This is a genomic window from Streptomyces sp. CBMA152, assembly GCF_014596475.1.
In the GTDB taxonomy this organism is placed as follows: Bacteria; Actinomycetota; Actinomycetes; order Streptomycetales; family Streptomycetaceae; genus Streptomyces.
In genome coordinates this window covers 722,342-745,511 of sequence record NZ_MECJ01000029.1, presented here as the reverse complement: position 1 = coordinate 745,511, position 23,170 = coordinate 722,342, and the positions used below count along the sequence as shown (strand labels likewise).

Sequence of the window (23,170 nt, the reverse complement as noted above, 5' to 3'; positions counted from 1 at the left end):
GCATCTACCGCAGTTCCGCGCAAGAGGACAGCTCTCGGCAACGCCCGTACTCACCCGTACCAGGGGCGCGCTACCAGGCGGCAGAAAGGCAAGGACCGTGGCATCCACGGTCACTTCTGAGCGTCGCCCCGGATACGGGCAGCTCCTGCGCACCCCTGGCGCTCTGTCGTTCGTTCTGCCCGGATTCTTTGCCCGGCAGCCTTTCGCGATGCTCACCATCAGCATCGTGCTGCTCGTCCAGCACACCACCGGCTCCTACGGCAGCGCGGGCGCCGTCGCCGCCGTCACCGGTGTCTCCATGGCGCTCTTCGCGCCGCAGGGCGGCAAGCTCGCCGACCGGTTCGGCCAGCGCGCCGTGTTGCTGCCCGGCGTCCTCGTGCACGCCGCCTCGGGCTCCGTACTGATCTCACTGGCCCTGGCCGGCGCCCCCCTGTGGGCGCTGTTCCTGGCCGCCGTCCCGACCGGTGCCTCGGTGCCGCAGGTCGGGCCGATGGTGCGGGCACGCTGGGCGGCCAAGCTGGAGGGCTCGCCCCTGATGTCGACGGCCGCGGCCTTCGAGTCGGTGACGGACGAGTTCACCTTCGTCATCGGCCCGGTGCTCGCCACCGCGCTGTGCACCGGCGTCCACCCGGCCGCCGGTCTCATCGCCGAGGCCTCGCTGACCCTGGTCGGCGGCCTGCTCTTCGCCTCCCAGCACCGCACCCAGCCGCAGCCCAGCCGCGACATCGCGGGCCACGCGCGCGTGGAGCACGTCTCCGCGCTCTCCATCCCCGGTGTGCGCGTCCTGGCCGTGTCCTTCCTCGGCATCGGCGCGGTCTTCGGCGGTATGCAGGTCTCGCTGACCGCGTTCTCCGAGGAGATCGGCAACCCCGGCGCCAACGGTCTGCTGTACGGGATCTTCGCCGCGGGCAACATGCTGGCAGGCATCGCGTGCGGCGCCATCGCCTGGAAGTCGGCGCCCCGGACACGTCTGATCGCGGGCTACACCGGGCTGACCCTGGCGGCCTCGGGCCTGTGGGCGATGCACTCCGCGGTGCTGCTCGGCGGCCTCGGCCTGATCGTCGGCCTCTGCATCGCCCCGGCCCTGATCACCGGCTACACGCTGGTCGAGTCCCTGGTCCCGGCCTCCGCCCGGACCGAGGCCTTCACCTGGCTGACCGGCGCGGTGGCCCTCGGCCAGGCGGGCGCGGTCACCGTGGCCGGCCGTCTCGCCGACGCCCACGGCTCCAGCGCGGGCTTCCTGGTGCCGCTCGCGGGCACCGCGCTGGCCCTGATCACGCTGGTCTCCCTGCGTTCGCGGCTCGCGCCGCGCGCCGAAAGCCGGACCGTCGCGCGTAGTGGCGTCGGTCACCGAGTTCCCGTGACGGTGGACTGATCCAGCGGAATACGTCACTATGGACCGTCGTTAGCACTCATCGAGTGAGAGTGCCAGGAGGAAGACACAGTGCCGACCTACCAGTACCAGTGCACCGAGTGCGGCGAGGGCCTTGAAGCGGTGCAGAAGTTCACCGACGACGCCCTGACCGTCTGCCCGAACTGCGACGGACGCCTCAAGAAGGTGTTCTCGGCCGTCGGCATCGTCTTCAAGGGCTCCGGCTTCTACCGCAACGACAGCCGTGGCGCGTCGTCGAGCAGCACGCCCGCATCGTCCTCGGCCGCCAAGCCGTCGACGTCGTCGAGCTCCGACTCGAAGCCGGCCGCGTCCTCCTCGACGCCGTCGAGCTCCACCAGCTCGTCGTCGGCCGCCTGACCCACCGGGTCGCGCGCTCCAGACCATCCGAAGACCCTGCCGTCACGCACGGCGGGGTCTTCGGCGTACCCGCGGCGACGCACGCGCGCGTACGGGTCCACAAGATGTGCGTGTGCCCGCCGACGACGCACGCGCGCGTAGGCGTCCGTACGCACGTTTTGGCGTCCGGCGGCCCCGGCTAGTGTGCTCCGCATGGCTAACGCAGAGATCGGCGTCATCGGCGGTTCGGGCTTCTACTCGTTCCTTGAGGACGTCACCGAGATCCAGGTCGACACCCCGTACGGCAGCCCCAGCGACTCCCTGTTCCTGGGCGAGATCGCCGGGCGCCGGGTCGCGTTCCTGCCCCGGCACGGCCGCGGCCACCACCTGCCGCCGCACCGCATCAACTACCGCGCCAACCTCTGGGCCCTGCGGTCGGTGGGCGTACGGCAGGTGCTCGGCCCGTGCGCGGTGGGCGGGCTGCGGCCCGAGTACGGCCCGGGGACCCTGCTCGTACCGGACCAGTTGGTCGACCGTACGAAGGCGCGCACGCAGACGTACTACGACGGTTACCCGCTGCCCGACGGCTCGATCCCGAACGTCGTCCATGTCGCGCTGGCCGACCCGTACTGCCCCGAGGGCCGCAAGGCGGCGCTGTCGGCGGCGCGCGGGCGGGACTGGGAGCCGGTGGACGGCGGCACGCTGGTCGTCATAGAGGGCCCGCGGTTCTCCACGCGCGCGGAGTCGCAGTGGCATGCGGCGATGGGCTGGTCGGTGGTCGGCATGACCGGGCACCCCGAGGCCGTGCTCGCGCGTGAACTGGGGCTCTGCTACACGTCGATGGCCCTGGTGACCGACCTGGACGCGGGGGCCGAGACGGGCGAGGGCGTCTCCCACGAGGAGGTGCTGCGGGTCTTCGCGGCCAATGTGGACCGGCTGCGGACGGTGCTCTTCGACGCGGTGGCCGCTCTCCCGGCGGGCGAGGGCCGCGACTGTCTGTGCACGCGGGCGCTGGACGGGCTGGACACGGGGATCCGGCTGCCGTAGGGCACCGGCTGCCGCACCGACACGGCCGGGTGACCGGGTTCCGGCCCCAGGAGTGTGGGTGCCGACGCCCCCACCCGCTCGACGCGCCATCCGCTCGAACGGGTGACGGAGTTATCCACAATCGGGGAGCAATCCACAGGGCTCAGCGGGAAGTTGGCGGGGCGGGGATCGTGAGGAGCGTTCGAGCAGCACTCGCTCCGCACGATCGGTGGTGACCCACGATGTCCATGCCTCCTGCCCTGCCCACACCCTCCCCCGCGCACTCCGCCGCACCCGAGCCGCTCGGCGTGCCCGCCTTTCCGCCGCTCCGGGTGCGCGGCGGCAGAAATCGGCTGCGGCGGGCCGTGCGACGTCGGCGGCGGGCGATGGCCGCCGGACTCGCCGTGGCGGCAGCGGCCCTGGCGGCGACGGGCGCGGGCGGCTCCGGCCGTGCGGCCCCGCGCGTCAGCGATACGGCGAACACCGCGAGCACGGGCGTCCACCGGCAGGCCGCGCCGCGACAACCCGCGCGCCAGGCCGTCGAAGTGGTGTCCGCGCCGGTACGGATCGCGGACGCGGAGACGGTCCGGCTGCTGCGGCCCGGCGACCGGGTCGATGTGATCGCGTCCCCCGACTCGCGCTCGGGCGGCGGGGGCGCGGCGCGCGTGGTGGCGTCGGGTGTACGGGTGACCGACGTGCCCCGACCGCGCGACCTCTCGCCGGACGGCGGAGCGCTGATCGTCCTCGCCGTCCCCCGCGCCACCGCCACGACGCTCGTCGGCGCGGGAGCCTCGGCCCGGCTGGCGGTGACCCTGTGCTGAATCACATGAATAGCACTGACATCCTGTCAAGTCACCTGTTTGCGTATGTGGATTGGACATCCCGGCCATGCGCTGACGTAGGTTGCGGAACGGTTTGCTCCACCTCCTGCACCTGCGAAGAGAGGCTCACTCGTGACCGACGAGAAGAAGGGCGGCGGTGTCCTGGACGGCTTCAAGGCCTTCCTGATGCGCGGCAATGTGGTCGACCTGGCGGTCGCGGTGGTCATCGGCGCCGCGTTCACCGCCGTCGTGAACTCGGTCGTGAAGGGCGTCATCAACCCGCTGATCGGCGCGTTCGGCACGAAGGACCTGAACAGCTACAGCTCATGCCTGAAGGGACCGTGCGGCGTCGACCCGAAGACGGGCGAGGCGGTCTCGGGCATCCCGATCATGTGGGGCTCGGTCCTCAGCTCGGTGCTCACCTTCCTCATCACCGCAGCCGTCGTGTACTTCCTGATGGTGCTGCCGATGGCCAAGTACCTGGCCAAGAAGACCCAGCGGGACAGGGCGAAGGAAGGGGTCCAGGAGACCCTGGAGGTCAGCGAGCTGGAGGTCCTGAAGGAGATCCGCGACGCGCTGGTCTCCCAGCGCGGCTCGGGGCACAGCGCGCCGTAGCACTCCTGCGGCGGCTCTGTCAGATGTGGTGGGGCGGCTTCTCGTCGAGGAAGCGTGCGAGGTCGGCCGCGCTGCCACCGGCCGGGGCCCGCTCACCCCACCCACGGTCCGTGTCGTCCGTCGACTGCTGGTCGAGCGGATCGTCGAAGACCAGCGCGGGCCTGGGCTTCGGGTCGGACGCCGACTTCGCATCGCGCGGTCCGGGGGCGGGGGCGGTACTCATGCTTCCAGGGTACGGCGACACCGCGCCGAGGACGGGACCAGTCCCGCCCTCGCCTCTCACCCCGCCCCCACTTCTCGCCCCGGCCCGGCCTCCGGCACCGAACCCTCAGCGATCCCTCGGGTCGAGCAGCCACAGCCCGAGGACCACGACGAACGACAGGCCCAGGAAGCCCGCACCCCACCAGGCGGTTCCGGTGGCGCCCTTCATCCACTCGTTGACGACGACCGTCAGACCCCAGAGCTGGCCGATGACCACGGTGATGGCCAGGGCGAGGCGGGCGCTGAGTTTCGAGGACCGCTCGGGCTCCTGCTCGGTGCCCGCGCCGGGTCCCGGACCGGTGCGGCGGATCCGGGGGTCGCCGTATCCGCTCGTGGAGCGGATCTGGGGGTACCGGTCCCGCACCGGACGGTTGAGCCGGGGCTGCGCGCTGCCGGGTGTGTACTGCGGCCGAGGGGGGACCGCCGCACCGCCGTCGCCCATACCCGCACCCGTACCTCTGTCGGCACTCATGTCGGCTCGCTCTTCATGTCCGCTCGCCCTTCTCGGTCTCGGCCCGTGTCCCGGAGCAGCCGATCCGGGCCGCCATGTCCGGGTGCTGGTCGGCGAACTGCCGGCACATGGCGTCCTTGACGCTCTCTCCGGAGCGGGTGGTGGCCACCGCCCAGACGCTGCCGTCGATCTCCTCCACGAGGAGCACCTTCGGCAGCGGACGCGGCGGCGGCCCGGCGGTCACCTCTCCGGTCCGGGCGTCGAAGACCCCTTCGTGGCAGGGGCAGTACAGCTCCCCTTCGTTGCCCCGATGCGCGCGCCACAGCACCCCGCAGGCCAGATGGGTGCAGACAGCCGAATAGCCGACGAGGGTGCCGTCCTTGAGGCGTACGCCGACGGCGCGGTCGTCCTCGCCGGGGAAGCGGAAGGCGATGGACTCGCCGGGGCCGAGCCGTGCGGCGACGCGCTTGGCCTGGGGGACGTCGTCGCTGTCACCGTGCCGGTGGAGCACTCCCCCGGCCACGGCGACACCGCCGACGGCGAGCCCGCACGAGACGGTGGAGACGATCCGCAGATAGTCGCGGCGGGTGGTCAGCGAGTCGGCGAAGACGCGGTCGCGCAGCGCCTCCTGCGCGGGGTCCGGCCAAGGCCTCGCCCCGGGTTCACCGGCCGGTGCCCGGGCTGCTCCCGACGCCGGTCCCGCAGCCGGTGCCGGGGGGCTTGGCTCAGGGGCTGGTTCTGGCACCCGTTCCTGGCCCGGCACCGGTTCCGGGCCCGAGGGCGGCTGTTCCGGCCTACTCATCGAACCGCCCTCCCGTTCACCTCGACGACCGGGAGGCCACCGGGCACCGGCCACTGCACCTTGTCGGCCGGGACGACCATCGCCACTCCGGTGGAGACGACGACATCGCCGAACGTGAAGGAGTCGGCGACGCGGACGCCGGGGCGCTCGGCCTGGAGCTCCTCAAGGGTTCCGTAGAAGAGGGCGCCGGTGGGGCAGACCGTGGCGCACATGGGGGCGAGGCCATAGGCGGTGCGGTCGTAGCAGAGGTTGCACTTCATCTGCAGCTTCGCCTGGAGGTCGATCTTCGGTACGCCGAAGGGGCAGGCGTTGACGCAGTTGGCGCAGCCGATGCAGCGGGTGGTGTCGGCCTGCTGCACCACACCGTCGGCGGTCACCAGGATCGCGTCGGCGGGACACACCTCGGCGCAGGGCGCGACCGGGTCCTCGCAGTGCATACAGACCGTGGGAAGGGAGGCGACCGAGTGCCCCTCGTCGGGGTAGTCGAGATGGATCATGGATTTGCCCCGGTGCGAGTCGCACTCACGGCAGGCCGAGACACAGGCCTGGCAGCCGATGCACCGCCCCGGGTCGATGAAGATCGTTCTGCCCATCATCGCGGGCGTCAGCTCCTCTCGGCGGTGCCACGGCCCTGCGGGGACGTGGGCGGCAGCGGATCGGTGCGGGAGACCTGGGTCGCCGGGTAGGCCACCTGGCCGGGGGCGGTCGGGGGCGCCGGGACCTCGTCGATCCGCTCGCCGGGCTCGATGCGGCAGGCACAGACCTTGTACTCGGGAATCTTGGAACGGGGGTCGAGGGCGTCGATGGTCAGCGCGTTCGCGGACGTGGGGACCGGCCAGTGGTACGGGATGAAGACGGTGTCGGGGCGGATGGCCTCGGTGACCAGGGCGGGGAAGACCCCGCTGCCGCGCCGGGTGACGACGCGGACCGGGTCGCCGTTGCGGAAGCCGTGCGAGGGGTGGATCTCGACCCAGGGGCGCGGGGTCTGTTCGACCAGGGCGCCGAGCCTGCGGGTCTGGTTGCCGGAGAGGAAGTGCGCGACGGTCCGGCCGGTGGTGAGCGAGAGGGGGTGTTCGTCGTCGTACGGGTCCATCGGCGGGTGCCACTCGACCACCTGCATATGGATCTTGCCGTCGGGGTGCCAGGTCCGCCCGTCCTCGAAGAGACGCGGGGTGCCCGGATGGTCGGTGGAGGGGCAGGGCCAAGCGATCCCGCCGGTCTCCTCCAGGCGTTCGTAGGTGATGCCGTAGTAGTCGTTGACCGTTCCGGCGGAGGCGGTGCGCAGCTCGTCGAACACCTCGCGCGAGCCGGGGAAGGCGAACTTGTCGCCCGCGCCGAGGCGCCCAGCCAGCTGGCAGATCACCCAGGTGTCGGTGCGCACCCCGGCGGGGGGTTCCTGGGCCTTGTTGTGCTTGACCACCCGGGCCTCGGCGTTGGCCATCACGCCTTCGTCCTCGGCCCAGGTGGTGACGGGGAAGACCACATGCGCGTTGGCGGCGGTCTCGGAGAGGAAGAAGTCGAATTGGGCGTGGAATTCGAGGGTGTCGTAGCCGTCCTTGACGGTCGCGTAATGGGGGAGGGAGACGAAGGGGTTGTTGCAGATACCGATCAGGCCGCGGATCTCCTGGCGGCGCATCTGATGGACCATTTCCACCATCGAGGTTCCGGCGGGCGGGAGTTCGGACTCCTCGATGCCCCAGATCTCACAGATCTGCCGGCGGTGCTCCGGGTTCGTGATGGAGCGCCCGCCCGGCAGCAGGTCGGCCTTCTGGCCGTGCTCGCGCCCGCCCTGGCCGTTGCCCTGGCCGGTGATGGTGCCGTAACCGGCGCCGGGCTTGCCGAGGTTGCCGGTGGCCACGCAGAGGTTGATGACGGAGAGGCAGTTCTCCACACCCTGCGAGTGGTGCTCGATGCCCCGGGCGTGCCAGGCCATGGCCCTGGGGGCGCGGGCGAACGTCCGGGCCACCTCGACGATCTGGCCGGCCGGGATCCCGCAGATCTCGGCGGCGTGCTCGGGGGGATACTCGGCGACCGTGTCGCGGACCTCTTCCCAGCCCGTGGTGTTGGCGCCGACGAAGCCCTCGTCGTCGAGTTCCTCCTTGATGACCACGTGGAGGACGGAGTTGAAGAAGGCCGAGTCGGTGCCGGGCTTGAGGGCGACATGGATGTCGGCGGTGCGGGCGACCGCCGTCTCGCGCGGATCGATCACGATCAGCGTGGCACCCCGGTCGCGCGCGCCCCACACGTACTGCGTCATGACGGGGAAGCACTCGCCGACGTTGGACCCGGCGATCAGCAGGCAGTCGGTGAGGAGGATGTCGGAGAAGGGGTTGGCGGCGCGGTCGATGCCGAAGGCGAGTTTGTTGGCGCCCGCGGCGGAGACCATGCACAGCCGGCCGTTGTAGTCGACGTGCCGCGACTTGAGCGCGACGCGGGCGAACTTGCCGACCAGATAGGTCTTCTCGGAGAAGAGGCTGGCGCCACCCAGCAGCCCGAAGGCGTCGTTGCCGTGGGCGGCCTGGATGCGGCGGATCTCGGCGACCGTGAAGTCCAGCGCCTCCTCCCAGGAGGCCTCCCGGAACGGCTCGTCACGGGAGCGGCGCAGCAGCGGGGCCGTCAGCCGGTCGGGGTGGTTGACCTGCTGATACGCGTTGATGCCCTTGGGGCACAGGCGCATCCGGTTGATGTCGTGGTTGCGGGGTTCGACGCCGAAGACCTTGCCGCCGCCGTCGACGCGGAGATACATCCCGCACTGCACCCCGCAGAAGCAGCAGTGGGTGGGGACCAGGGTCTCGCCGTCCTGGTCGGCGCGCCACTGGTCGGCCGGGATGCCGCCCGCGTCGCGGAAGTTGCGGGTGCCGGGCGGGGCGATGGACGGGTCCAGCGGGACGTGCTGGGTCACTTGTAGCCCTTCTTGACGTGCGAGAGGTACGCGGTGCCGCGCAGCACCCGCTTGCAGCGCGGGCAGTACTCGGCCCAGGCGTCGAAGCCGAGGTCCAGGTCGCGCATGGTGCCCCGCAGGTTCTCGACGTAAGGAGCGGTGTCGATCGGCTGCCCGCAGCGGCGGCAGGGGAAGAGCTGCTCTTCCTGGCGGGCGGTGTACTTGAACAGCTGCATCCCGACGGCGGCCGGCCGCTGGACGATGTGGAAGAACTTCCCGAACGGGATGTAGATGAGGGTGAGCACCACGGTCACCATGTGCAGCAGCGCCAGGAACTCATAGCCCCCGCCGTGCAGGAAGATCGACGAGAAGGTGAGGAGGAGGCCGGTCACGGAGATGACGATCAGCAGGAGCAGCGGGACCAGGTCGTAGGCGAACCGCTGGCCGGTGATCGCGCCCCGGTCCTTCATCCGGCGCCACAGGAAGTACGAGGCACCGGGGATGACCAGGACCGCGGCGATGTCCAGGCCGTGGAACATCAGCCAGCCGACGATGTTCAGCGAGTCGAAACCGAGCAGCTTCACGCCCCAGATCCGCATTTCGTAGCCGGGTCCGGAACCGGTCGAGGTGGTGAAGGTGAACCAGCCCCAGGTCAGCGGGAACGTGATCGCGGCGGCCAGCAGGCAGCCCCAGAAGATCAGCTGGTGGGCGCCCCAGCGGGCGTGGGAGCGGGCGCCGAGGAACTTCTGGAAGCCGAGATAGGTGGCGGCCATCCTCGGCAGGGCGGTGGGGGCGCGGCGGAAGTTGGCGGCCGAGAACAGGCTGCGCCAGCCCTGCTTGAAGAGGCGGCGGGCGCCCGGGGAGGAGATCCACATGGTGTAGCGGTAGGCGACGCCGAAGGCGAGGAAGACGGTGGCCACGGCGTACGGCATCAAGGCCGAGTCGAAGTCCCTGAGCCGGCGGCTGCCGAAGAAGATGGCGAGGACCAGCAGAAGGGAGACGGCGGTACCGGCCACGGTCGCGCGCAACGCGACGGCGGGCGGCGATGCTGCGGGAGGCTCGGTCACCCGGCCACCGTAGGTGCTTATGGGATGGTTTCACCTGTTGTGACAGGCGGCGGGGTGAACCCTTCAGTCAGATGGCGCGCAGGCCGTGGGCGGTGAAGACGGCCCGGGCGGCGGCGACCTCGTCCGGGGTCGGAGACGGCGTGTCGGGCAGGGTGAAGGGCCTCCTGAGCGCCTGCCACTTCGCCTCGCCGAGCTTGTGGAAGGGCAGGACGTCGACGCGGGAGACATTGCCGAGCGAGGCGGCGAAGGCGGCGACGCCTTCGATGTCGGCCGGGTCGTCGGTGAGGCCCGGGACGAGCACGAACCGTACCCAGACGCCCTGCCCAAGGCCCCGCCCCGCAACGGACCCATGGGACCAATGGGCCCTACGGCGCGATACGGGAATCCACGGGCGGCGCACCACGAGAATCCCCACGGCGGCGCGTTAGCGGAATCCCCGCCCGCCCCATCTGGTCTCCTAGGCCCCATGCCTCGCATGACCGCACGCAGTCGCCACGAGGAACACCGCGCGGCGACCCCCCTGGAACTCTTCTTCGACCTCTGTTTCGTGGTCGCCGTCGCCCAGGCCGGCGCCCGGCTCGTCCACTCGCTCGCCGAGGGGCACGTCGGCCACGGGATCGCCGGGTATCTGGCCGTCTTCTTCGCCATCTGGTGGGCGTGGATGAACTTCACCTGGTTCGCCTCCGCCTACGACAGCGACGACCCGCTCTACCGGGTGGTCACCCTCGTCCAGATCGCGGGTGTGCTGATCCTCGCCGCCGGGGTGCCCCGCGCCTTCGACAACGGCGACTACGGGGTCTGCATCGTCGGCTACATCGTGATGCGGCTCGCGCTCACCAGCCAGTGGCTGCGCGCCGCCCGTTCCGCGGCGAGCCCCGGCGAGCGCCGGATGGCGCTGCGGTACGCGGCCGGGCTCGTGGTGTGCCAGCTGGGCTGGGTCGGGCTGCTCTTCGTGCCGCACACCGCCCGGTCGTGGGTGTTCGTGGTGCTGGCCGCCGCCGAACTCTCCGTACCCGTGATCGCCGAGCGCACCACCCAGACCACCTGGCACCCGCACCACATCGCCGAGCGGTACGGCCTGTTCACCCTGATCGTGCTCGGCGAGACGGTCTCCGCCGCGACCGTCGCCGTACAGCAGGCGCTCGACGAGCACGACGCGCTCGGCGATCTGCTGCCGCTCGCGGGCGGTGGGCTGCTGATCGTCTTCGCCGCGTGGTGGATCTACTTCGCGGTGCCCATCGCCGGGCATCTCACCTCCAACCAGCAGGCGTTCGTCTGGGGGTACGGGCACTTCGTCGTCCTCGGCTCGGCCGCCGCCATCGGCGCGGGGATGGAGGTCGCCGTGGAGCAGCGGGTCGGCAAGGCGCACATCTCGACCGCTGCCGCGTCGGCCGCCGTCACGGTGCCGGCCGCCGTGTTCATGCTGACCGTCTGGGCGCTGCACGCCCGCCACTTCAAGCGCACGACGACCCAGCAACTGACCCTGCCCGTCTCGGCGCTGGCCATCCTGGCCTGCACGTTCGCGGGCGAGCGGGCCGTCCTGGTCGCGGGCCTGGTCGCCGCCGCCACCGTGGCCATCGGAGCGACGCTGAGCCGACGTACGGGCGAGAGCCCCACACCGGCGTAACCACACGAACCCCGCCCACACAGGCGTACCGTCAAGGTTCATGACCGACTCGATCACCGACGTGCCCGGCATCCTCGTCGGGCACGCGCGCGTTCCGGGTGAGCGCGCTCTCAGCGGTACGACCGTCGTCCTCGCCCCGGCCCCGGGGGCCGTCGCCGCCGTGGATGTGCGCGGGGGCGGGCCCGGCACCCGGGAGACCGACGCGCTCGACCCGCGCAATGTCGTGGAGCGCATCGACGCCGTCGTCCTGACGGGCGGCAGTGCGTACGGACTGGACGCGGCCGGGGGCGTGATGGCCTGGCTGGAGGAGCGGGGGCGCGGGGTACGGGTGGGGCTCGAGCCGGATCAGGTCGTTCCGGTCGTCCCGGCCGCCTGCCTCTTCGACCTCGGGCGCGGCGGCGACTGGCGCGCCCGCCCGGACGCGGCGACCGGACGCGCGGCCGTCGCGGCGGCCACGGCCGAGGTCGAACAGGGCAATGTCGGCGCCGGGACCGGGGCCGTGGTGGGCGGCCTCAAGGGCGGCGTCGGCACCGCGAGCGTGAAGCTCGCCTCGGGCACCACGGTGGGCGCGCTCGTCGTCGTCAACGCCGTCGGCTCGGTGCTCGACCCCGCGACCGGCGCCCTCTACGGGCTGGAAGGACACCTCACGTATCCCGAACCGGCCGTCCACGAGGCCGCGTTGAAGCGGATCGACGAGAGCCGGGCCGCCATGGGGATGCCGCCGCTGAACACCACGCTCGCGGTCGTCGCCACCGACGCGCCGCTCACCAAGCCGCATGCCCAGAAGCTCGCGGGCATCGCGCACGACGGCATGGCCCGGGCCATCCGGCCGGTCCACCTCATGCACGACGGCGACACGGTGTTCGCCCTCGCGACCGGCAGCGGGGAGCCGTTGTCGCCGCTCGACCTCAACCACGTACTCGCGGCGGGCGCGGACGCGGTGGCCCGCGCCATCACCAAGGCCGTTCGCGCCGCCGAGGGCGTGGCGGGGGCTGGTGGGACATTCCCGTCTTACCGGGATTTGTACGGGAGTTGAGCCCACCCGAACATCCAAATGTGGCGTGAGTCACATCCCGCTCTCGCAACCATTCACCTTATATGGGTGCTCTGTGCACGTACTGGAGTAACGCACGCATAGCCAATGCGCGCGGGTACCCCACACACGCTCGCGTTGACCAACGCCCGCACAGATGGAGCAGCCCGTGATCTCGCCGGACACCGCCGCGCAGCCGCAGCCCCGCACCCAGCAGCTTCGGCGCACCAACCGGCTCAGGGCAATCGCCGGTATGTCCGCGCTGCTGCTCGGCGCCCTGACCCTGACCGCCTGCGGGGGCAGCGCGTCGGGCGCCGGGAAGGACGACAAGAAGGGTTCGGACGCGGCGGCCGCGAAGGACGCCTCCACCCTGAAGATCACGATCTCGGCGAAGAACGGCTCGTCCAACGCCGGTATCAACGGCACCGCGGTCACCGCCCAGGGCGGCAAGCTCACCCAGGTCACCATGGTCGAGGCGCAGACCAACAAGGCCGTGGAGGGCGCGCTCGCCGCCGACGGACTGTCCTGGAAGCCCACCGCGAAGCTGGACCGCGGCACCCAGTACAAGATCATGGCGACCGGCAAGGACGACAAGGGCCGCCCCGCGACCGAGAACTCGTCCTTCACCACGGTGACGACGAAGAACAGCTTCATCGGCACGTACACGCCGGACGACGGCTCCACCGTCGGCGTCGGCATGCCGGTCTCCTTCAACTTCGACAAGCAGATCACCGACAAGAAGGCCGTGCAGTCGCACATCACGGTCTCCTCCAGCAGCGGCCAGCAGGTCGTCGGCCACTGGTTCGGCGCCGACCGCCTGGACTTCCGGCCGCAGGACTACTGGAAGGCCGGGTCCAAGGTGACGATGAAGATCGCGCTGGACGGGGTGCAGGGCGCGAACGGCGTCTACGGCGTGCAGTCCAAGACGGTCACCTTCACCATCGGCCGCAACCAGGTCTCCACGGTCGACGCCAAGACCCAGCAGATGACGGTCCAGCAGGACGGCAAGACGATCAAGACCATCCCGGTCTCGACCGGCAGCTCCGAACACACCACGTACAACGGCCAGATGGTGATCTCGGAGAAGTTCACCGAGACGCGGATGAACGGCGCGACGGTCAACTTCGGCGGCGAGTACGACATCAAGGACGTGCCGCACGCCATGCGCCTGTCCGAGTCGGGGACCTTCATCCACGGCAACTACTGGTACAAGGGCGACCCGTTCGGCAACGAAGGAACCAGCCACGGGTGCGTCGGCCTGCGGGACGTCCAGGGAGCCCAGGGCGATACCCCCGCCAAGTGGTTCTTCGACCACACGCTCATCGGTGACGTGGTCACGGTCAAGGGCTCGCCCGACAAGACCATCGCCCCCGACAACGGCCTGAACGGCTGGAACATGGGCTGGAGCGAGTGGCAGGCGGGCAGCGCGGCCTAGCCGACGCGGCAGGCCCCTTGCGGGCGGTGGTCCGGTGCGCGCCCCGGACCACCGCCCGTTTCCGTTCCAAGCTGATGGGAATGTTTCGGCCATGCCCCCTGCGCAAAACGCGCGCAGGGGCTACGTTGAGCACCCTCTACGTGACGAACAGCTACGGCGGGGAGACGCCTTGGTGCCCAACGAGTGCGAGTACGAGACGACCGAGGAGCACGTCGCCGGTCTGCTCGGCCGCGCGCTGAACTCCTTCGAGCTGCCGGACGAGTTGGTCGACAGCCTCGACTCGGCGCTCGCGCACACCACGTCGCTCCACTCCTCGCTGCACGTCTCCGGCGGCCCCGGCCGCCCCGGGCTCAGCCGCGAGACGTACCGCCACACGTACCTGCTGCTCGACGGCGCCACGGTCACCCTCTGGGAGCTCGTCCACCAGCGGGGCAACGAGCTGTACGCGGACGAGGAGAGCGCCCGGCTCGCGGCGGCCCGCCTCGACGCGTCGACGGGTCTGGGGCACCTGGGATACCTCGGCTGCCTCGGTGAACTGGACGGCGTGGACGGCCTGGAGCCGCTGAGCGATCTCGCGCCGGTGGAACCGTCCGGGGCGACACGGATGTACGTACCGGACGACTCGGCCGACCACGCGCGCCGGCTGCTGCGCCGCGCCGAGAACCCGGACCGCCCCGGCGAGCCGGTCGCCCGCCTGCTGCGCGGCGCCCTCGCCCACCAGATCACCCGCGCGCTCGGCGGCCACGGCCGCACGGACCGGCGGGACGGCGGCGTCATCCTCTACGAGCACGCGTTCCTGCTGCTCGACGGCACCGAGCTGAGCCTGTGGGAAGTCGAGCACACGGCGACGCCGGACGGCAGCCATATGTGCGAGGTGTACGCGTCACAGGACGCGGCGCGCAGGGCGATGGAGCGCCTCGCGCACGTCTCCTGACGAGTCGTCACCCACTTTTCCCAGCTCCCCCGGGGTCTAATTTCCGCCAACCCCGTTTCTCTCTCTATGCTTCCGCCGATCCGACCACGACCGGTCGGCGGGGGAAAGGGAGTTCGGCATGTCCAGTGCCGGTAGTGGCAGGACAACGCTGCTCACATGGGGTCCGACGATTCTGTTCAGCGTCGTCCTGCCGTGGATCACCTACGGGATGCTCACCGATCACGGGATGCACGAGGTGCCCGCGCTGCTGCTCATCTCGGCGTGGCCGGTGGCCGAGATAGGTCTGTACTTCGCGCTCCACCGGCGCATCGACGAGTTCGGGATGATGATCCTGATCACGCTGCTGCTCAGCGCGGTGAGCGCGCTCGCGTACAACAGCGCGAAGCTGCTGTTCCTGAAGGACTCGGCGCTGACCGGCCTGCTCGGCCTCGCCTTCCTGGTCAGCCTCACGCTCAAGCGGCCGCTGATGTTCTACTTCGGCCGCAAGTTCGCCACGGACGGCACGCGCGAGGGCGTGGCGAAGTGGAACGCGATGTGGGACCAGTACCCCGGTTTCCGCCAGAGCCAGCGCAAGCTGACGGTGATCTGGGGCGTCGCGTTCCTGGCCGAGGCGAGCGTGAAGGCGGCGCTGGTGTACGTACTCGACACGTCCACGATGGTCGGCGTCTCCAACGCCCTCCCGTTCGTGGTCCTCGGCGGGCTGATGTTCTACACGATCCGTACGGGGAAGAAGGGGCGGGCGAGGATGGAGCAGGCCGAGCGTGAGGCGGCGCAGGCCGCCTGATTAGTTTTCAGGGCAAGCGAAACGGCGGGTCCGGAGGCCAACTGTGGCCTTCGGACCCGCCGTTTACGTTTCCCGTGCGGGATACCCGACTGCGGACCGTGCGTGGCTGGTCGCGCAGTTCCCCGCGCCTCTGAAAACCTCGCGGCTCACTGCGTGAGCGCGGGCTCCTTCGCGGCCTCCGGGGAGGCATCCTCCGCGCCGCCCTCCAAGTGCTGCTTCGGCTTCGCCGGGAGCAGGAACATGCCGATGAAGATCACCGCGCAGACCCCGGTCACGACCCACAGCGAGCGCTGGAACGCGGTGGAGAACGCCGGGCCGATGTCGGAGAGCGCCAAGTGGTCGCTGATCGAACCGAAGAAGACCACCGACACCAGGCCCAGACCCAGCGCGTTGCCCATCTGCTGGACCGTGTTGATCAGGCCGGACGCCGAACCCGCGTGCTCCTGCGGGACCTCGGAGAGGACCGCGTCGGTGAGCGGGGCGACGATCAGGCCCATGCCGATGCCGAGCACGACCAGCGGCAGCGCCATCTGCCAGGAGGCGATGTCCATGCCGAAGTGGTGCGCCTCCCAGATGTAGATCAGCAGGCCGAGACCGGTGATCAGCGCGCCCGCCTGGAGCACCTTGCGGCCGAACTTCGGCACCAGCGACTGGACCGACATACCGGCCGCGGCCGACATCGCGATCGAGAACGGGACGCCGGTCAGACCCGCGCGCAGCGCGCTCCAGCCCAGGCCCATCTGCATGTACAGCGTCCAGACCAGGAAGAAGATGCCCATCGCGACGCCGAACGTCAGCTGCACCGCGATGCCCGCCGCGAAGCTCTTCACACGGAACAGCGAGAGCTCCACCAGCGGCGAACCGTCCCGGCGCGCCTTGACCTTCTCGTACGCCACGAGCGCGCCGAAGACGACCAGGCTGCCCGCCATCGACAGATGGCCCCACAGCGGCCAGCCCAGCTCGCGGCCGCGGGTCAGCGGGTAGAGCAGCATCAGCAGGCCGAGGGTGACCAGGGCGACGCCCACGAGGTCGAGCTTGAGCGCCTTCGGCGCCTTGGACTCGGAGATGAACTTGGCGCCCAGGATCAGACCGGCGATACCGACCGGCAGGTTGATCAGGAAGATCGGGCGCCATTCGAGACCGAACAGGTTCCACTCGGTCAGCAGCGCGCCCAGGATCGGGCCGGAGACCGCGCCCAGGCCGATGACCGCGCCGAACATGCCGAACACCTTGCCGCGCTCCTCCGCCGGGAAGGTCGCGTGGATGATCGAGAGCACCTGGGGCACCATCAGGGAGGCCATGCCGCCCTGGAGGATGCGGGAGGCGACCAGCATCTCCGGGTTGGCGGCGAAGCCGCACAGCGCCGAGGCGATGGTGAAGCCGGTCATGCCTATGAGGAACAGCTTCTTGCGGCCGTGGATGTCGCCGAGGCGACCACCGGTGATGAGACCGGCGGCGAAGGCCAGCGCGTACCCGGCGGTGATCCACTGGATCGAGGCGAAGGTCGCCCCGGTGTCCTTCTGGATCGAGGGAATCGCTACGTTGACGATCGTGACGTCGACCAGGTCCATGAAGGCCGCGGTCATCACGATGGCCAGGGCGAACCACCGGCGGCGGTCGGCCGAGGCCGCCGCCGCTGTGCCTGCGGCTGAGGTCGCGTCTTCTGGGGGACTGGTCGTTGTGGAGGTCATGAGAGGAACGCTAGATCCCATATAGGTCAGAGTGCGTCCTAATTTTTGGGACCCTGGATCCATGACGGACACCCCGGCTCGGCTGCTCCAGCTCCTCTCCCTGCTCCAGACCCCCCGCGAGTGGCCCGGCGGCGAGCTCGCGGACCGGCTCGGGGTCTCGCGGCGCACGGTGCGCCGGGACGTCGACCGGCTCCGCGAGCTCGGCTACCCGGTCCAGGCGACGCTGGGCGCGGACGGCGGATACCGGCTGGTCGCGGGGAAGGCGATGCCGCCGCTGGTCCTCGACGACGAGGAGGCGGTGGCCATCGCGGTCGGTCTGCGGGCGGGCGCGGGGCACGCGGTCGACGGGGTGGAGGAGGCGTCCGTACGGGCGCTCGCCAAGCTGGAGCAGGTGCTGCCGTCCCGGCTGCGCCACCGGGTCGCCACGCTCCAGGCCGCGACGATGCCGCTGACCGGGGGGTGGGGTGGCGACAGCGCGACCGTCGACCCGCACACGCTGACCGTGATGGCGTCGGCGGTCACCGGGCAGGAGCGGCTGCGGTTCGTGTACCGCAAGGGCGACGGCAGCGAGTCGCGCCGCCAGGTCGAGCCGTACCGGCTGGTGTCGACGGGGCGGCGGTGGTACCTCGTGGCGTACGACGTGGAGCGCGAGGACTGGCGTACGTTCCGGGTCGACCGGGTGGCCGACCCGTTCGCCACGGGGGCGCGGTTCGCGCCCCGGGAGCTGCCCGCGCGCGACCCCGCCGAGTTCGTGAGCCGGTCGCTGGCGCGGATGCAGCCGATGGTCGACCTCGATGTGACCTTCGAGGCCCCGGCCGACTTCGTGATGGCGCGGCTGCCCGGGTCGATGGGGGTCCCGGAGGCGCTCGGCGAGTCCCGCTGCCGACTGCGGGCGCGGGTCGCGGACTCGCCGGAGTGGCTGGCGATCCGACTGGCGCTGGTGGACTGCGAGTTCGCGGTGGCTCAGCCGGTGGAGATGACGGCGTATCTGGCGGATCTGGGGGCGCGCCTGAGCAGGGCGGCGGGACCGCAACCCGGGCACGGGTGAGCCCCCGGCACCAGGGGGGGGAGGGTGTCGGGGGCTCGTCTGGGGGGCGGGAACGGGGTGCGGCTTACGCCGCCGCGTCGAAGCCCGTGTCCCTGGCCATCTTCTTCAGTTCGAGCAGCGCGTGCTTCTCGATCTGGCGGATGCGCTCGCGGGTGAGGCCGTGCTCCTTGCCGACCTCCGTCAGCGTGCGCTCGCGGCCGTCAACGATTCCGTACCGCATCTTGATGATCGAGGCGGTGCGCTGGTCCAGCTTGCCGATCAGGTCGTCGAGCTCCTCGCTGCGCAGCAGCGTGAGGACGGACTGCTCAGGGGAGATCGCGGAGGTGTCCTCCAGGAGATCGCCGAACTGCGTCTCGCCCTGGTCGTCGACTGCCATGTTGAGCGAGACCGGGTCGCGCGCCCAGTCCAGGACGTCGATGACCCGCTCCGGCGTCGAGCCCAGCTCCGCGGCGACCTCGGCCGGCTCGGGCTCCCGCCCGTTCTCCCGGTTGAACTCGCGCTGCACCCGGCGGATCCGGCCCAGCTCCTCCACCAGGTGGACGGGCAGGCGGATCGTACGGGACTGGTCCGCTATCGAGCGGGTGATGGCCTGGCGGATCCACCACGTCGCGTACGTGGAGAACTTGAAGCCCTTCGCGTAGTCGAACTTCTCGACCGCGCGCACCAGGCCCGCGTTGCCCTCCTGGATCAGGTCGAGCAGGGGCAGGCCCGCCCTCGGGTAGCGCCGGGCGACGGCGACCACGAGGCGCAGGTTGGAACGGATGAAGAGGTCCTTGGCGCGCTCGCTCTCGGCGACGAGCGCCTGAAGCTCCTCGGGGCTGGCACCGCCGGCCTCGCTGTCCACCTCACCGTCGAGGATGTGGCGTGCGTACACACCCGCCTCGATGATCTGTGAGAGCTCGACCTCCTTGGCGGCGTCGAGCAGCGGCGTGCGCGCGATCTCGTCGAGGTACATCCCGACCAGGTCGCGGTCGGCGATCTCCCCGCTGACGGCGCGAACACTGCTCCCCGACTCGGATCCGCTGCTGGCGGACCGACTGCGGGCGACGGCGCGGGTTGCCATGCGTGCTCCCTTGCTGTGTAGGTCGCGACACCCTCCCGGGTGCCCTGCATCCGATGGAAACAACGGCTGGAATCCGGACAGAATTCCCGTCCCGCCCATCGATTTTCGTGATCATGCAGTACCCTGTGCCGCCACGGACGGAGGACGGATGCCGCAAGGACGTACAGAGGTGCAGGTCAGGCCCGGTGTCGAGGCCGACGTAGAGGCCCTCACGGAGATCTACAACCATTACGTCCGTGAGACCGCCATCACATTCGACACGGTCGCCTTCACCCCGCAGGAGCGTCTTTCGTGGCTGCGCTCCCACCCTGAAGACGGCCCGCACCGCCTTCTGGTTGCTCAGGATGTCCAGACTGCCCGAATTCTCGGGTACGCGACGAGCAGCGCCTTCCGGCCGAAGGCGGCGTACTCGACCTCGGTCGAGGCCAGCGTCTATCTGGCACCCGACGCCGGGGGCCGCGGCGTCGGCTCACTGCTCTACGAAGCGCTCTTCGAGGCCCTGCGCAAGGAGGACGTCCACCGCGTGTACGCGGGCATGACGCTCCCCAACGAGGCCTCCGCGCGCCTGCACGCCCGCTTCGGCTTCGCGTACGTCGGCACGTACCGGGAAGTGGGCCGCAAGTTCGACCGCTACTGGGACGTCGCCTGGTACGAGAAGGAGCTTTAGCCCGTACTTCTTACGAAGTACAGGAAGCTGCGCACCGTTGCCTCATGCGCGCGTCAGCCGAACTGCACCGAGCGCTTCGCGAGCCCCATCCAGAAGCCGTCGATCACGCTGCGCTGGGCGCCCAGTTCGCCGTACGCGTCCGAGGCGCCCAGCGTCACGAAGAGCGGGGCGAAGTGCTCGGTCCTGGGGTGGGCGAGGCGGCCCGCCGGGGACTTGCGCGCGAAGTCGAGCAGCGCGTCCACGTCGGCCGCCGCCAGCGCCCGCGCGCCCCAGTCGTCGAACTCGGCCGACCAGGCGGGCACCCCGCCGCCCTGATGGCGAAGGGCTGCCAGGTTGTGGGTGAAGAAGCCGCTGCCGACGATCAGTACGCCCTCGTCCCGCAGCGGCGCGAGCTTGCGGCCGATCTCCATCAGCCGCTGCGGGTCGAGCGTGGGCAGGGAGATCTGGAGGACCGGGATGTCGGCCGCCGGGAACATCTCCACCAGCGGGACGTACGCGCCGTGGTCGAGGCCGCGGTCCTCGATGTCCTGGACCGGCGTTCCGGCGCCGCGCAGCAACTTCCGTACACTGTCCGCGAGTTCCGGGGCGCCGGGAGCCGCGTACGTGACCTGGTAGTAGTGCTCCGGGAAGCCCCAGAAGTCGTACACCAGCGGGACGGTCTCCACGGCGCCGAGCGCGAGCGGGGCCTCCTCCCAGTGAGCGGAGACCATCAGGATCGCCTTCGGCTTCGGCAGCGCGGCGGACCAGGCGGCGAGCTGGCCGGGCCACAGGGCGTCGTCGGCGAGCGGCGGGGCGCCGTGCGAGAGGTAGAGGGCCGGCATCCGTCCGCCCGGGCCACGCTCATGGGCACTGCCCTGAGTCGCGCCGGGGTCGACTGCGGAGGTGGCGGTCATGGCGGACTCCCTGTCTACTGGCCACTGAAGAGATCTATTTGAACTCTAAAGTTTTCGTTGTCGTCGAGATTATCTCCATCTAGTTCAACTTTCAAGGAGTAGTCGTACAGTGGAGTCCATGACCACCACCCCCGCCGAGGAGCCGCGCTGGCTCACCGACGACGAGCAGCGCACCTGGCGCGCCTACCTCCATGCCACCACGCTCCTCGAAGACCATCTGGACCGCCAGCTCCAGCGTGACGCGGGAATGCCGCACATCTACTACGGGCTGCTCATCCAGCTCTCCGAGGCGCCCAAGCGGCGGCTGCGGATGACCGAGCTGGCCATCGGCGCCAAGATCACCCGCTCCCGCCTCTCGCACGCGATCGCCCGCCTGGAGAAGAACGGCTGGGTGCGCCGCGAGGACTGCCCCTCCGACAAGCGCGGCCAGTTCGCGGCGCTCACCGACGAGGGGTTCGCGGTGGTGGAGCGCACCGCGCCCGGCCATGTCGCCGCCGTACGCCAGGCGATGTTCGACCGCCTCACCCCCGAACAGGCCGAGCAGCTGGGCCAGATCATGCGCCTGATCGCCGAGGGTCTGCAGCCCAAGGACGCGAACGCGGACCTGCCCTGGCTCCGTTGAGGAACCAGGGCAGGTCGCGGTGCGTTACGTACGTACGCACCGTACGTACCAAGGTGGCGGGCCCGTAGGCCTCAAGCCGGGGTCAGTGGGCGATCACCGGGATGCGGACCTCGTCCTCGATGGCGTCGTCGTCACCGGAGCCGGAGACCGGACCCGAGCCCGGGCTGCCCGTGGTGATCAGCGTGACCGCGATCGCCGAGGCGAGGAACAGGATGCCGACCGCCCACCAGATGGCGCTGGTGAAGCCGTGCACCATCGCCTGGAGCTTCAGGAGCTCCACGCTCTTGGCGCCGGCGGCGTGCGAGGTGACGTAGGCGGTGGTGGCCGACGCCGCGATGGTGTTCAGGAGGGCGGTGCCGATGGCGCCGCCGACCTGCTGCGAGGTGTTGACCATCGCGGAGGCGACACCCGCGTCACGCGGCTCGACACCGATGGTGGCCAGCGACATCGCGGGCATGAACGCCGTACCCATGCCGAGGCCCAGCAGGATCTGCGCGGGCAGGATCAGACCGGCGTACGAGGTGTCCATCTTCAGCTGGGTCAGGATCAGCATGCCGATGCCGGCGGTCAGGAAGCCGGGGCCCATCAGCAGGCGCGGCGGGACCCGGGTCATCAGGCGGGCGCCGATCTGGGTGGAGCCCGTGATCATGCCCGCGATCATGGGCAGGAACGCGAAGCCGGTCTTGACCGGCGAGTAGCCCTTCACGACCTGGAGGTAGTACGTCAGGAAGAGGAAGAGGCCGAACATCGCGATGATCGCGAGGCCCAGGGAGAGGTAGACCCCGCCCCGGTTGCGGTTGGTGACCACGCGCAGCGGCAGCAGCGGGTGCTTGACCTTGGCCTCGGTGGCCACGAACGCGAGCAGCAGCACGGCCGCGGCGACGAACATGCCCACGGTCAGCGTGTCGGACCAGCCGGCCGACTCGGCGCGGGTGAACCCGTAGACGAGGGCGACCAGACCCAGGGTGGACAGGACCACGCCGGGGACGTCCAGCGGCGAGCGGTTGCGGGTGCCCGAGGGCTCACGGATGACGAAGTAGGCACCGGCGGCCGCGACGATCGCGAACGGGATGTTGACGAAGAACGTCCAGCGCCAGTTCAGGTACTCGGTGAGGAAGCCGCCGAGGATGAGGCCGACGGCGCCGCCGCCACCGGCGATCGCGCCGTAGATGCCGAACGCCTTGGCGCGCTCCTTGGCGTCGGTGAACATCACCGCGAGCAGGGAGAGCGCGGCGGGCGCGAGCAGCGCGCCGAAGGCGCCCTGGAGCGCGCGCGAGCCGAGCAGCATGGCCTCACCGGTGGCCGCGCCACCGAGCGCGGACGCGGCGGCGAAGCCGAGCAGACCGACCACGAAGGTGCGCTTGCGTCCCCACAGGTCGGCTATGCGGCCGCCGAAGAGGAGCAGTCCGCCGAAGGCGAGGGCGTAGGCCGTGATGACCCACTGCTTGTTGCCGTCGGAGATGTCGAGGGCCTTCTGGGCCGACGGCAGGGCGATGTTCACGATCGTCGCGTCGAGCACGACCATCAACTGGGCGAGCGCGATGAAGGCGAGGGCCTTCCAGCGACTGGGGTCAGGAGCGAGGTCCTGAACCGGAGACTGGGCTGTTTTCGACATGGGTGTAGCCACCTTGGGACGCGTTGTGCTGAAAGCGGAGTGCTGAAGTCTGCGGAGTGCGTACGGAAGTCTCGGGTGCTGCGGGTGCTGAAGTCTCGGGTGCTG

23 protein-coding genes and 1 pseudogene are annotated in these 23,170 nt (G+C 70.4%); 13 read left to right on the top strand and 11 right to left on the bottom strand.

The window, feature by feature from the left end; all coding sequences use genetic code 11:
* The first annotated feature begins 97 nt into the window (after positions 1–97).
* The 5 genes from BG418_RS30480 (at position 98) to mscL (ending at position 4,191) form a co-directional block, all read left to right on the top strand.
* Positions 98–1,375, top strand: a complete 1,278-nt coding sequence (locus tag BG418_RS30480; protein WP_188277193.1) for an MFS transporter — start codon at positions 98–100, stop codon at positions 1,373–1,375.
* Positions 1,376–1,444: 69 nt separating this feature from the next.
* The gene (locus BG418_RS30475) at positions 1,445–1,750 is read left to right on the top strand and encodes an FmdB family zinc ribbon protein (protein ID WP_188277192.1); all 306 of its coding nucleotides are present in this window, start codon (positions 1,445–1,447) and stop codon (positions 1,748–1,750) included.
* Between the two features lie 192 nt (positions 1,751–1,942).
* Positions 1,943–2,776, top strand: a complete 834-nt coding sequence (locus tag BG418_RS30470; RefSeq protein ID WP_188277191.1) for an S-methyl-5'-thioadenosine phosphorylase — start codon at positions 1,943–1,945, stop codon at positions 2,774–2,776.
* A gap of 221 nt (positions 2,777–2,997) precedes the next feature.
* Positions 2,998–3,576 (top strand): hypothetical protein, encoded by a 579-nt coding sequence (locus tag BG418_RS30465; protein WP_188277190.1) that lies wholly within the window; start codon positions 2,998–3,000, stop codon positions 3,574–3,576.
* A gap of 132 nt (positions 3,577–3,708) precedes the next feature.
* Positions 3,709–4,191 (top strand): large conductance mechanosensitive channel protein MscL, encoded by a 483-nt coding sequence (gene mscL / locus BG418_RS30460; protein ID WP_188277189.1) that lies wholly within the window; start codon positions 3,709–3,711, stop codon positions 4,189–4,191.
* Between the two features lie 19 nt (positions 4,192–4,210).
* Here the strand turns inward: mscL and BG418_RS30455 are convergent, their stop codons facing one another.
* From BG418_RS30455 to BG418_RS30425, 7 genes and pseudogenes are all read right to left on the bottom strand, one after another.
* Positions 4,211–4,414, bottom strand: coding sequence for a hypothetical protein (locus tag BG418_RS30455; protein WP_188277188.1), 204 nt, complete (start codon positions 4,412–4,414; stop codon positions 4,211–4,213).
* Between the two features lie 105 nt (positions 4,415–4,519).
* Positions 4,520–4,894, bottom strand: a complete 375-nt coding sequence (locus tag BG418_RS30450; protein ID WP_188277304.1) for a hypothetical protein — start codon at positions 4,892–4,894, stop codon at positions 4,520–4,522.
* Between the two features lie 43 nt (positions 4,895–4,937).
* The gene (locus tag BG418_RS30445) at positions 4,938–5,705 is read right to left on the bottom strand and encodes a ubiquinol-cytochrome c reductase iron-sulfur subunit (protein ID WP_188277187.1); all 768 of its coding nucleotides are present in this window, start codon (positions 5,703–5,705) and stop codon (positions 4,938–4,940) included.
* Positions 5,702–6,301, bottom strand: a complete 600-nt coding sequence (locus BG418_RS30440; protein ID WP_188277186.1) for a 4Fe-4S dicluster domain-containing protein — start codon at positions 6,299–6,301, stop codon at positions 5,702–5,704. The genes BG418_RS30445 and BG418_RS30440 overlap by 4 nt, the downstream gene beginning before the upstream one ends.
* 8 nt (positions 6,302–6,309) lie before the next feature.
* Positions 6,310–8,607: a molybdopterin oxidoreductase family protein gene (locus BG418_RS30435; protein WP_188277185.1), complete on the bottom strand. Its 2,298-nt coding sequence runs from the start codon at positions 8,605–8,607 to the stop codon at positions 6,310–6,312.
* Positions 8,604–9,653, bottom strand: coding sequence for an MFS transporter (locus BG418_RS30430; RefSeq protein ID WP_317453805.1), 1,050 nt, complete (start codon positions 9,651–9,653; stop codon positions 8,604–8,606). Before BG418_RS30430 ends, BG418_RS30435 begins: the two co-directional genes overlap by 4 nt.
* A gap of 67 nt (positions 9,654–9,720) precedes the next feature.
* Positions 9,721–9,981, bottom strand: a pseudogene (locus BG418_RS30425) (pyruvate formate-lyase 1-activating enzyme); the annotation flags it as partial.
* Positions 9,982–10,119: 138 nt separating this feature from the next.
* Between BG418_RS30425 and BG418_RS30420 the strand changes: the two are divergent.
* The 5 genes from BG418_RS30420 to BG418_RS30400 all read left to right on the top strand — a co-directional run bounded on the left by BG418_RS30420 (position 10,120) and on the right by BG418_RS30400 (position 15,466).
* On the top strand, positions 10,120–11,280 hold the full coding sequence (locus BG418_RS30420) for a low temperature requirement protein A (RefSeq protein WP_188277184.1): 1,161 nt from the start codon (positions 10,120–10,122) through the stop codon (positions 11,278–11,280).
* Positions 11,281–11,320: 40 nt separating this feature from the next.
* Positions 11,321–12,316 (top strand): P1 family peptidase, encoded by a 996-nt coding sequence (locus BG418_RS30415; protein WP_188277183.1) that lies wholly within the window; start codon positions 11,321–11,323, stop codon positions 12,314–12,316.
* Between the two features lie 154 nt (positions 12,317–12,470).
* Complete coding sequence (locus BG418_RS30410; protein WP_188277182.1) at positions 12,471–13,748, top strand: Ig-like domain-containing protein; 1,278 nt, start codon at positions 12,471–12,473, stop codon at positions 13,746–13,748.
* Positions 13,749–13,920: 172 nt separating this feature from the next.
* Positions 13,921–14,682: a DUF6227 family protein gene (locus BG418_RS30405; protein ID WP_188277181.1), complete on the top strand. Its 762-nt coding sequence runs from the start codon at positions 13,921–13,923 to the stop codon at positions 14,680–14,682.
* Positions 14,683–14,800: 118 nt separating this feature from the next.
* Positions 14,801–15,466, top strand: coding sequence for a VC0807 family protein (locus BG418_RS30400; RefSeq protein ID WP_188277180.1), 666 nt, complete (start codon positions 14,801–14,803; stop codon positions 15,464–15,466).
* Between the two features lie 146 nt (positions 15,467–15,612).
* On the opposite strand, the gene BG418_RS30395 is transcribed toward BG418_RS30400, so the two are convergent.
* Complete coding sequence (locus BG418_RS30395) at positions 15,613–17,157, bottom strand: MFS transporter (RefSeq protein ID WP_188277179.1); 1,545 nt, start codon at positions 17,155–17,157, stop codon at positions 15,613–15,615.
* A 61-nt stretch (positions 17,158–17,218) separates the two neighbouring features.
* On the opposite strand from BG418_RS30395, the gene BG418_RS30390 reads away from it, so the two are divergent.
* A complete protein-coding gene (locus BG418_RS30390; RefSeq protein ID WP_188277178.1) occupies positions 17,219–18,205 on the top strand; it encodes a YafY family protein in 987 nt (328 codons plus the stop codon).
* A 64-nt stretch (positions 18,206–18,269) separates the two neighbouring features.
* Here the strand turns inward: BG418_RS30390 and BG418_RS30385 are convergent, their stop codons facing one another.
* Positions 18,270–19,268, bottom strand: coding sequence for an RNA polymerase sigma factor RpoD/SigA (locus BG418_RS30385; RefSeq protein WP_188277177.1), 999 nt, complete (start codon positions 19,266–19,268; stop codon positions 18,270–18,272).
* A 148-nt stretch (positions 19,269–19,416) separates the two neighbouring features.
* Between BG418_RS30385 and BG418_RS30380 the strand changes: the two genes are divergently transcribed.
* Positions 19,417–19,935 (top strand): GNAT family N-acetyltransferase, encoded by a 519-nt coding sequence (locus BG418_RS30380; protein ID WP_188277176.1) that lies wholly within the window; start codon positions 19,417–19,419, stop codon positions 19,933–19,935.
* 53 nt (positions 19,936–19,988) lie between these two features.
* On the opposite strand, the gene BG418_RS30375 is transcribed toward BG418_RS30380, so the two are convergent.
* A complete protein-coding gene (locus BG418_RS30375) occupies positions 19,989–20,756 on the bottom strand; it encodes a dioxygenase (RefSeq protein ID WP_188277302.1) in 768 nt (255 codons plus the stop codon).
* A 181-nt stretch (positions 20,757–20,937) separates the two neighbouring features.
* Between BG418_RS30375 and BG418_RS30370 the strand changes: the two genes are divergently transcribed.
* A complete protein-coding gene (locus tag BG418_RS30370; RefSeq protein ID WP_399000857.1) occupies positions 20,938–21,450 on the top strand; it encodes a MarR family winged helix-turn-helix transcriptional regulator in 513 nt (170 codons plus the stop codon).
* An 82-nt stretch (positions 21,451–21,532) separates the two neighbouring features.
* On the opposite strand, the gene BG418_RS30365 is transcribed toward BG418_RS30370, so the two are convergent.
* Positions 21,533–23,065, bottom strand: a complete 1,533-nt coding sequence (locus BG418_RS30365) for an MFS transporter (RefSeq protein WP_188277174.1) — start codon at positions 23,063–23,065, stop codon at positions 21,533–21,535.
* Positions 23,066–23,170: the final 105 nt, after the last annotated feature.

What these genes read in the sequence shown, in the direction of transcription:
- BG418_RS30470 (WP_188277191.1), top strand. Translation starts at nt 1,943, where the DNA reads ATGGCTAACGCAGAGATCGGCGTCATCGGCGGTTCGGGCTTCTACTCG.
- BG418_RS30465 (WP_188277190.1), top strand. Translation starts at nt 2,998, where the DNA reads ATGTCCATGCCTCCTGCCCTGCCCACACCCTCCCCCGCGCACTCCGCC.
- BG418_RS30455 (WP_188277188.1), bottom strand. Translation starts at nt 4,414, where the DNA reads ATGAGTACCGCCCCCGCCCCCGGACCGCGCGATGCGAAGTCGGCGTCC.
- BG418_RS30450 (WP_188277304.1), bottom strand. Translation starts at nt 4,894, where the DNA reads ATGGGCGACGGCGGTGCGGCGGTCCCCCCTCGGCCGCAGTACACACCC.
- BG418_RS30445 (WP_188277187.1), bottom strand. Translation starts at nt 5,705, where the DNA reads ATGAGTAGGCCGGAACAGCCGCCCTCGGGCCCGGAACCGGTGCCGGGC.
- BG418_RS30440 (WP_188277186.1), bottom strand. Translation starts at nt 6,301, where the DNA reads ATGATGGGCAGAACGATCTTCATCGACCCGGGGCGGTGCATCGGCTGC.
- BG418_RS30420 (WP_188277184.1), top strand. Translation starts at nt 10,120, where the DNA reads ATGCCTCGCATGACCGCACGCAGTCGCCACGAGGAACACCGCGCGGCG.
- BG418_RS30415 (WP_188277183.1), top strand. Translation starts at nt 11,321, where the DNA reads ATGACCGACTCGATCACCGACGTGCCCGGCATCCTCGTCGGGCACGCG.
- BG418_RS30410 (WP_188277182.1), top strand. Translation starts at nt 12,471, where the DNA reads ATGGAGCAGCCCGTGATCTCGCCGGACACCGCCGCGCAGCCGCAGCCC.
- BG418_RS30400 (WP_188277180.1), top strand. Translation starts at nt 14,801, where the DNA reads ATGTCCAGTGCCGGTAGTGGCAGGACAACGCTGCTCACATGGGGTCCG.
- BG418_RS30395 (WP_188277179.1), bottom strand. Translation starts at nt 17,157, where the DNA reads ATGACCTCCACAACGACCAGTCCCCCAGAAGACGCGACCTCAGCCGCA.
- BG418_RS30390 (WP_188277178.1), top strand. Translation starts at nt 17,219, where the DNA reads ATGACGGACACCCCGGCTCGGCTGCTCCAGCTCCTCTCCCTGCTCCAG.
- BG418_RS30385 (WP_188277177.1), bottom strand. Translation starts at nt 19,268, where the DNA reads ATGGCAACCCGCGCCGTCGCCCGCAGTCGGTCCGCCAGCAGCGGATCC.
- BG418_RS30380 (WP_188277176.1), top strand. Translation starts at nt 19,417, where the DNA reads ATGCCGCAAGGACGTACAGAGGTGCAGGTCAGGCCCGGTGTCGAGGCC.
- BG418_RS30375 (WP_188277302.1), bottom strand. Translation starts at nt 20,756, where the DNA reads ATGCCGGCCCTCTACCTCTCGCACGGCGCCCCGCCGCTCGCCGACGAC.
- BG418_RS30365 (WP_188277174.1), bottom strand. Translation starts at nt 23,065, where the DNA reads ATGTCGAAAACAGCCCAGTCTCCGGTTCAGGACCTCGCTCCTGACCCC.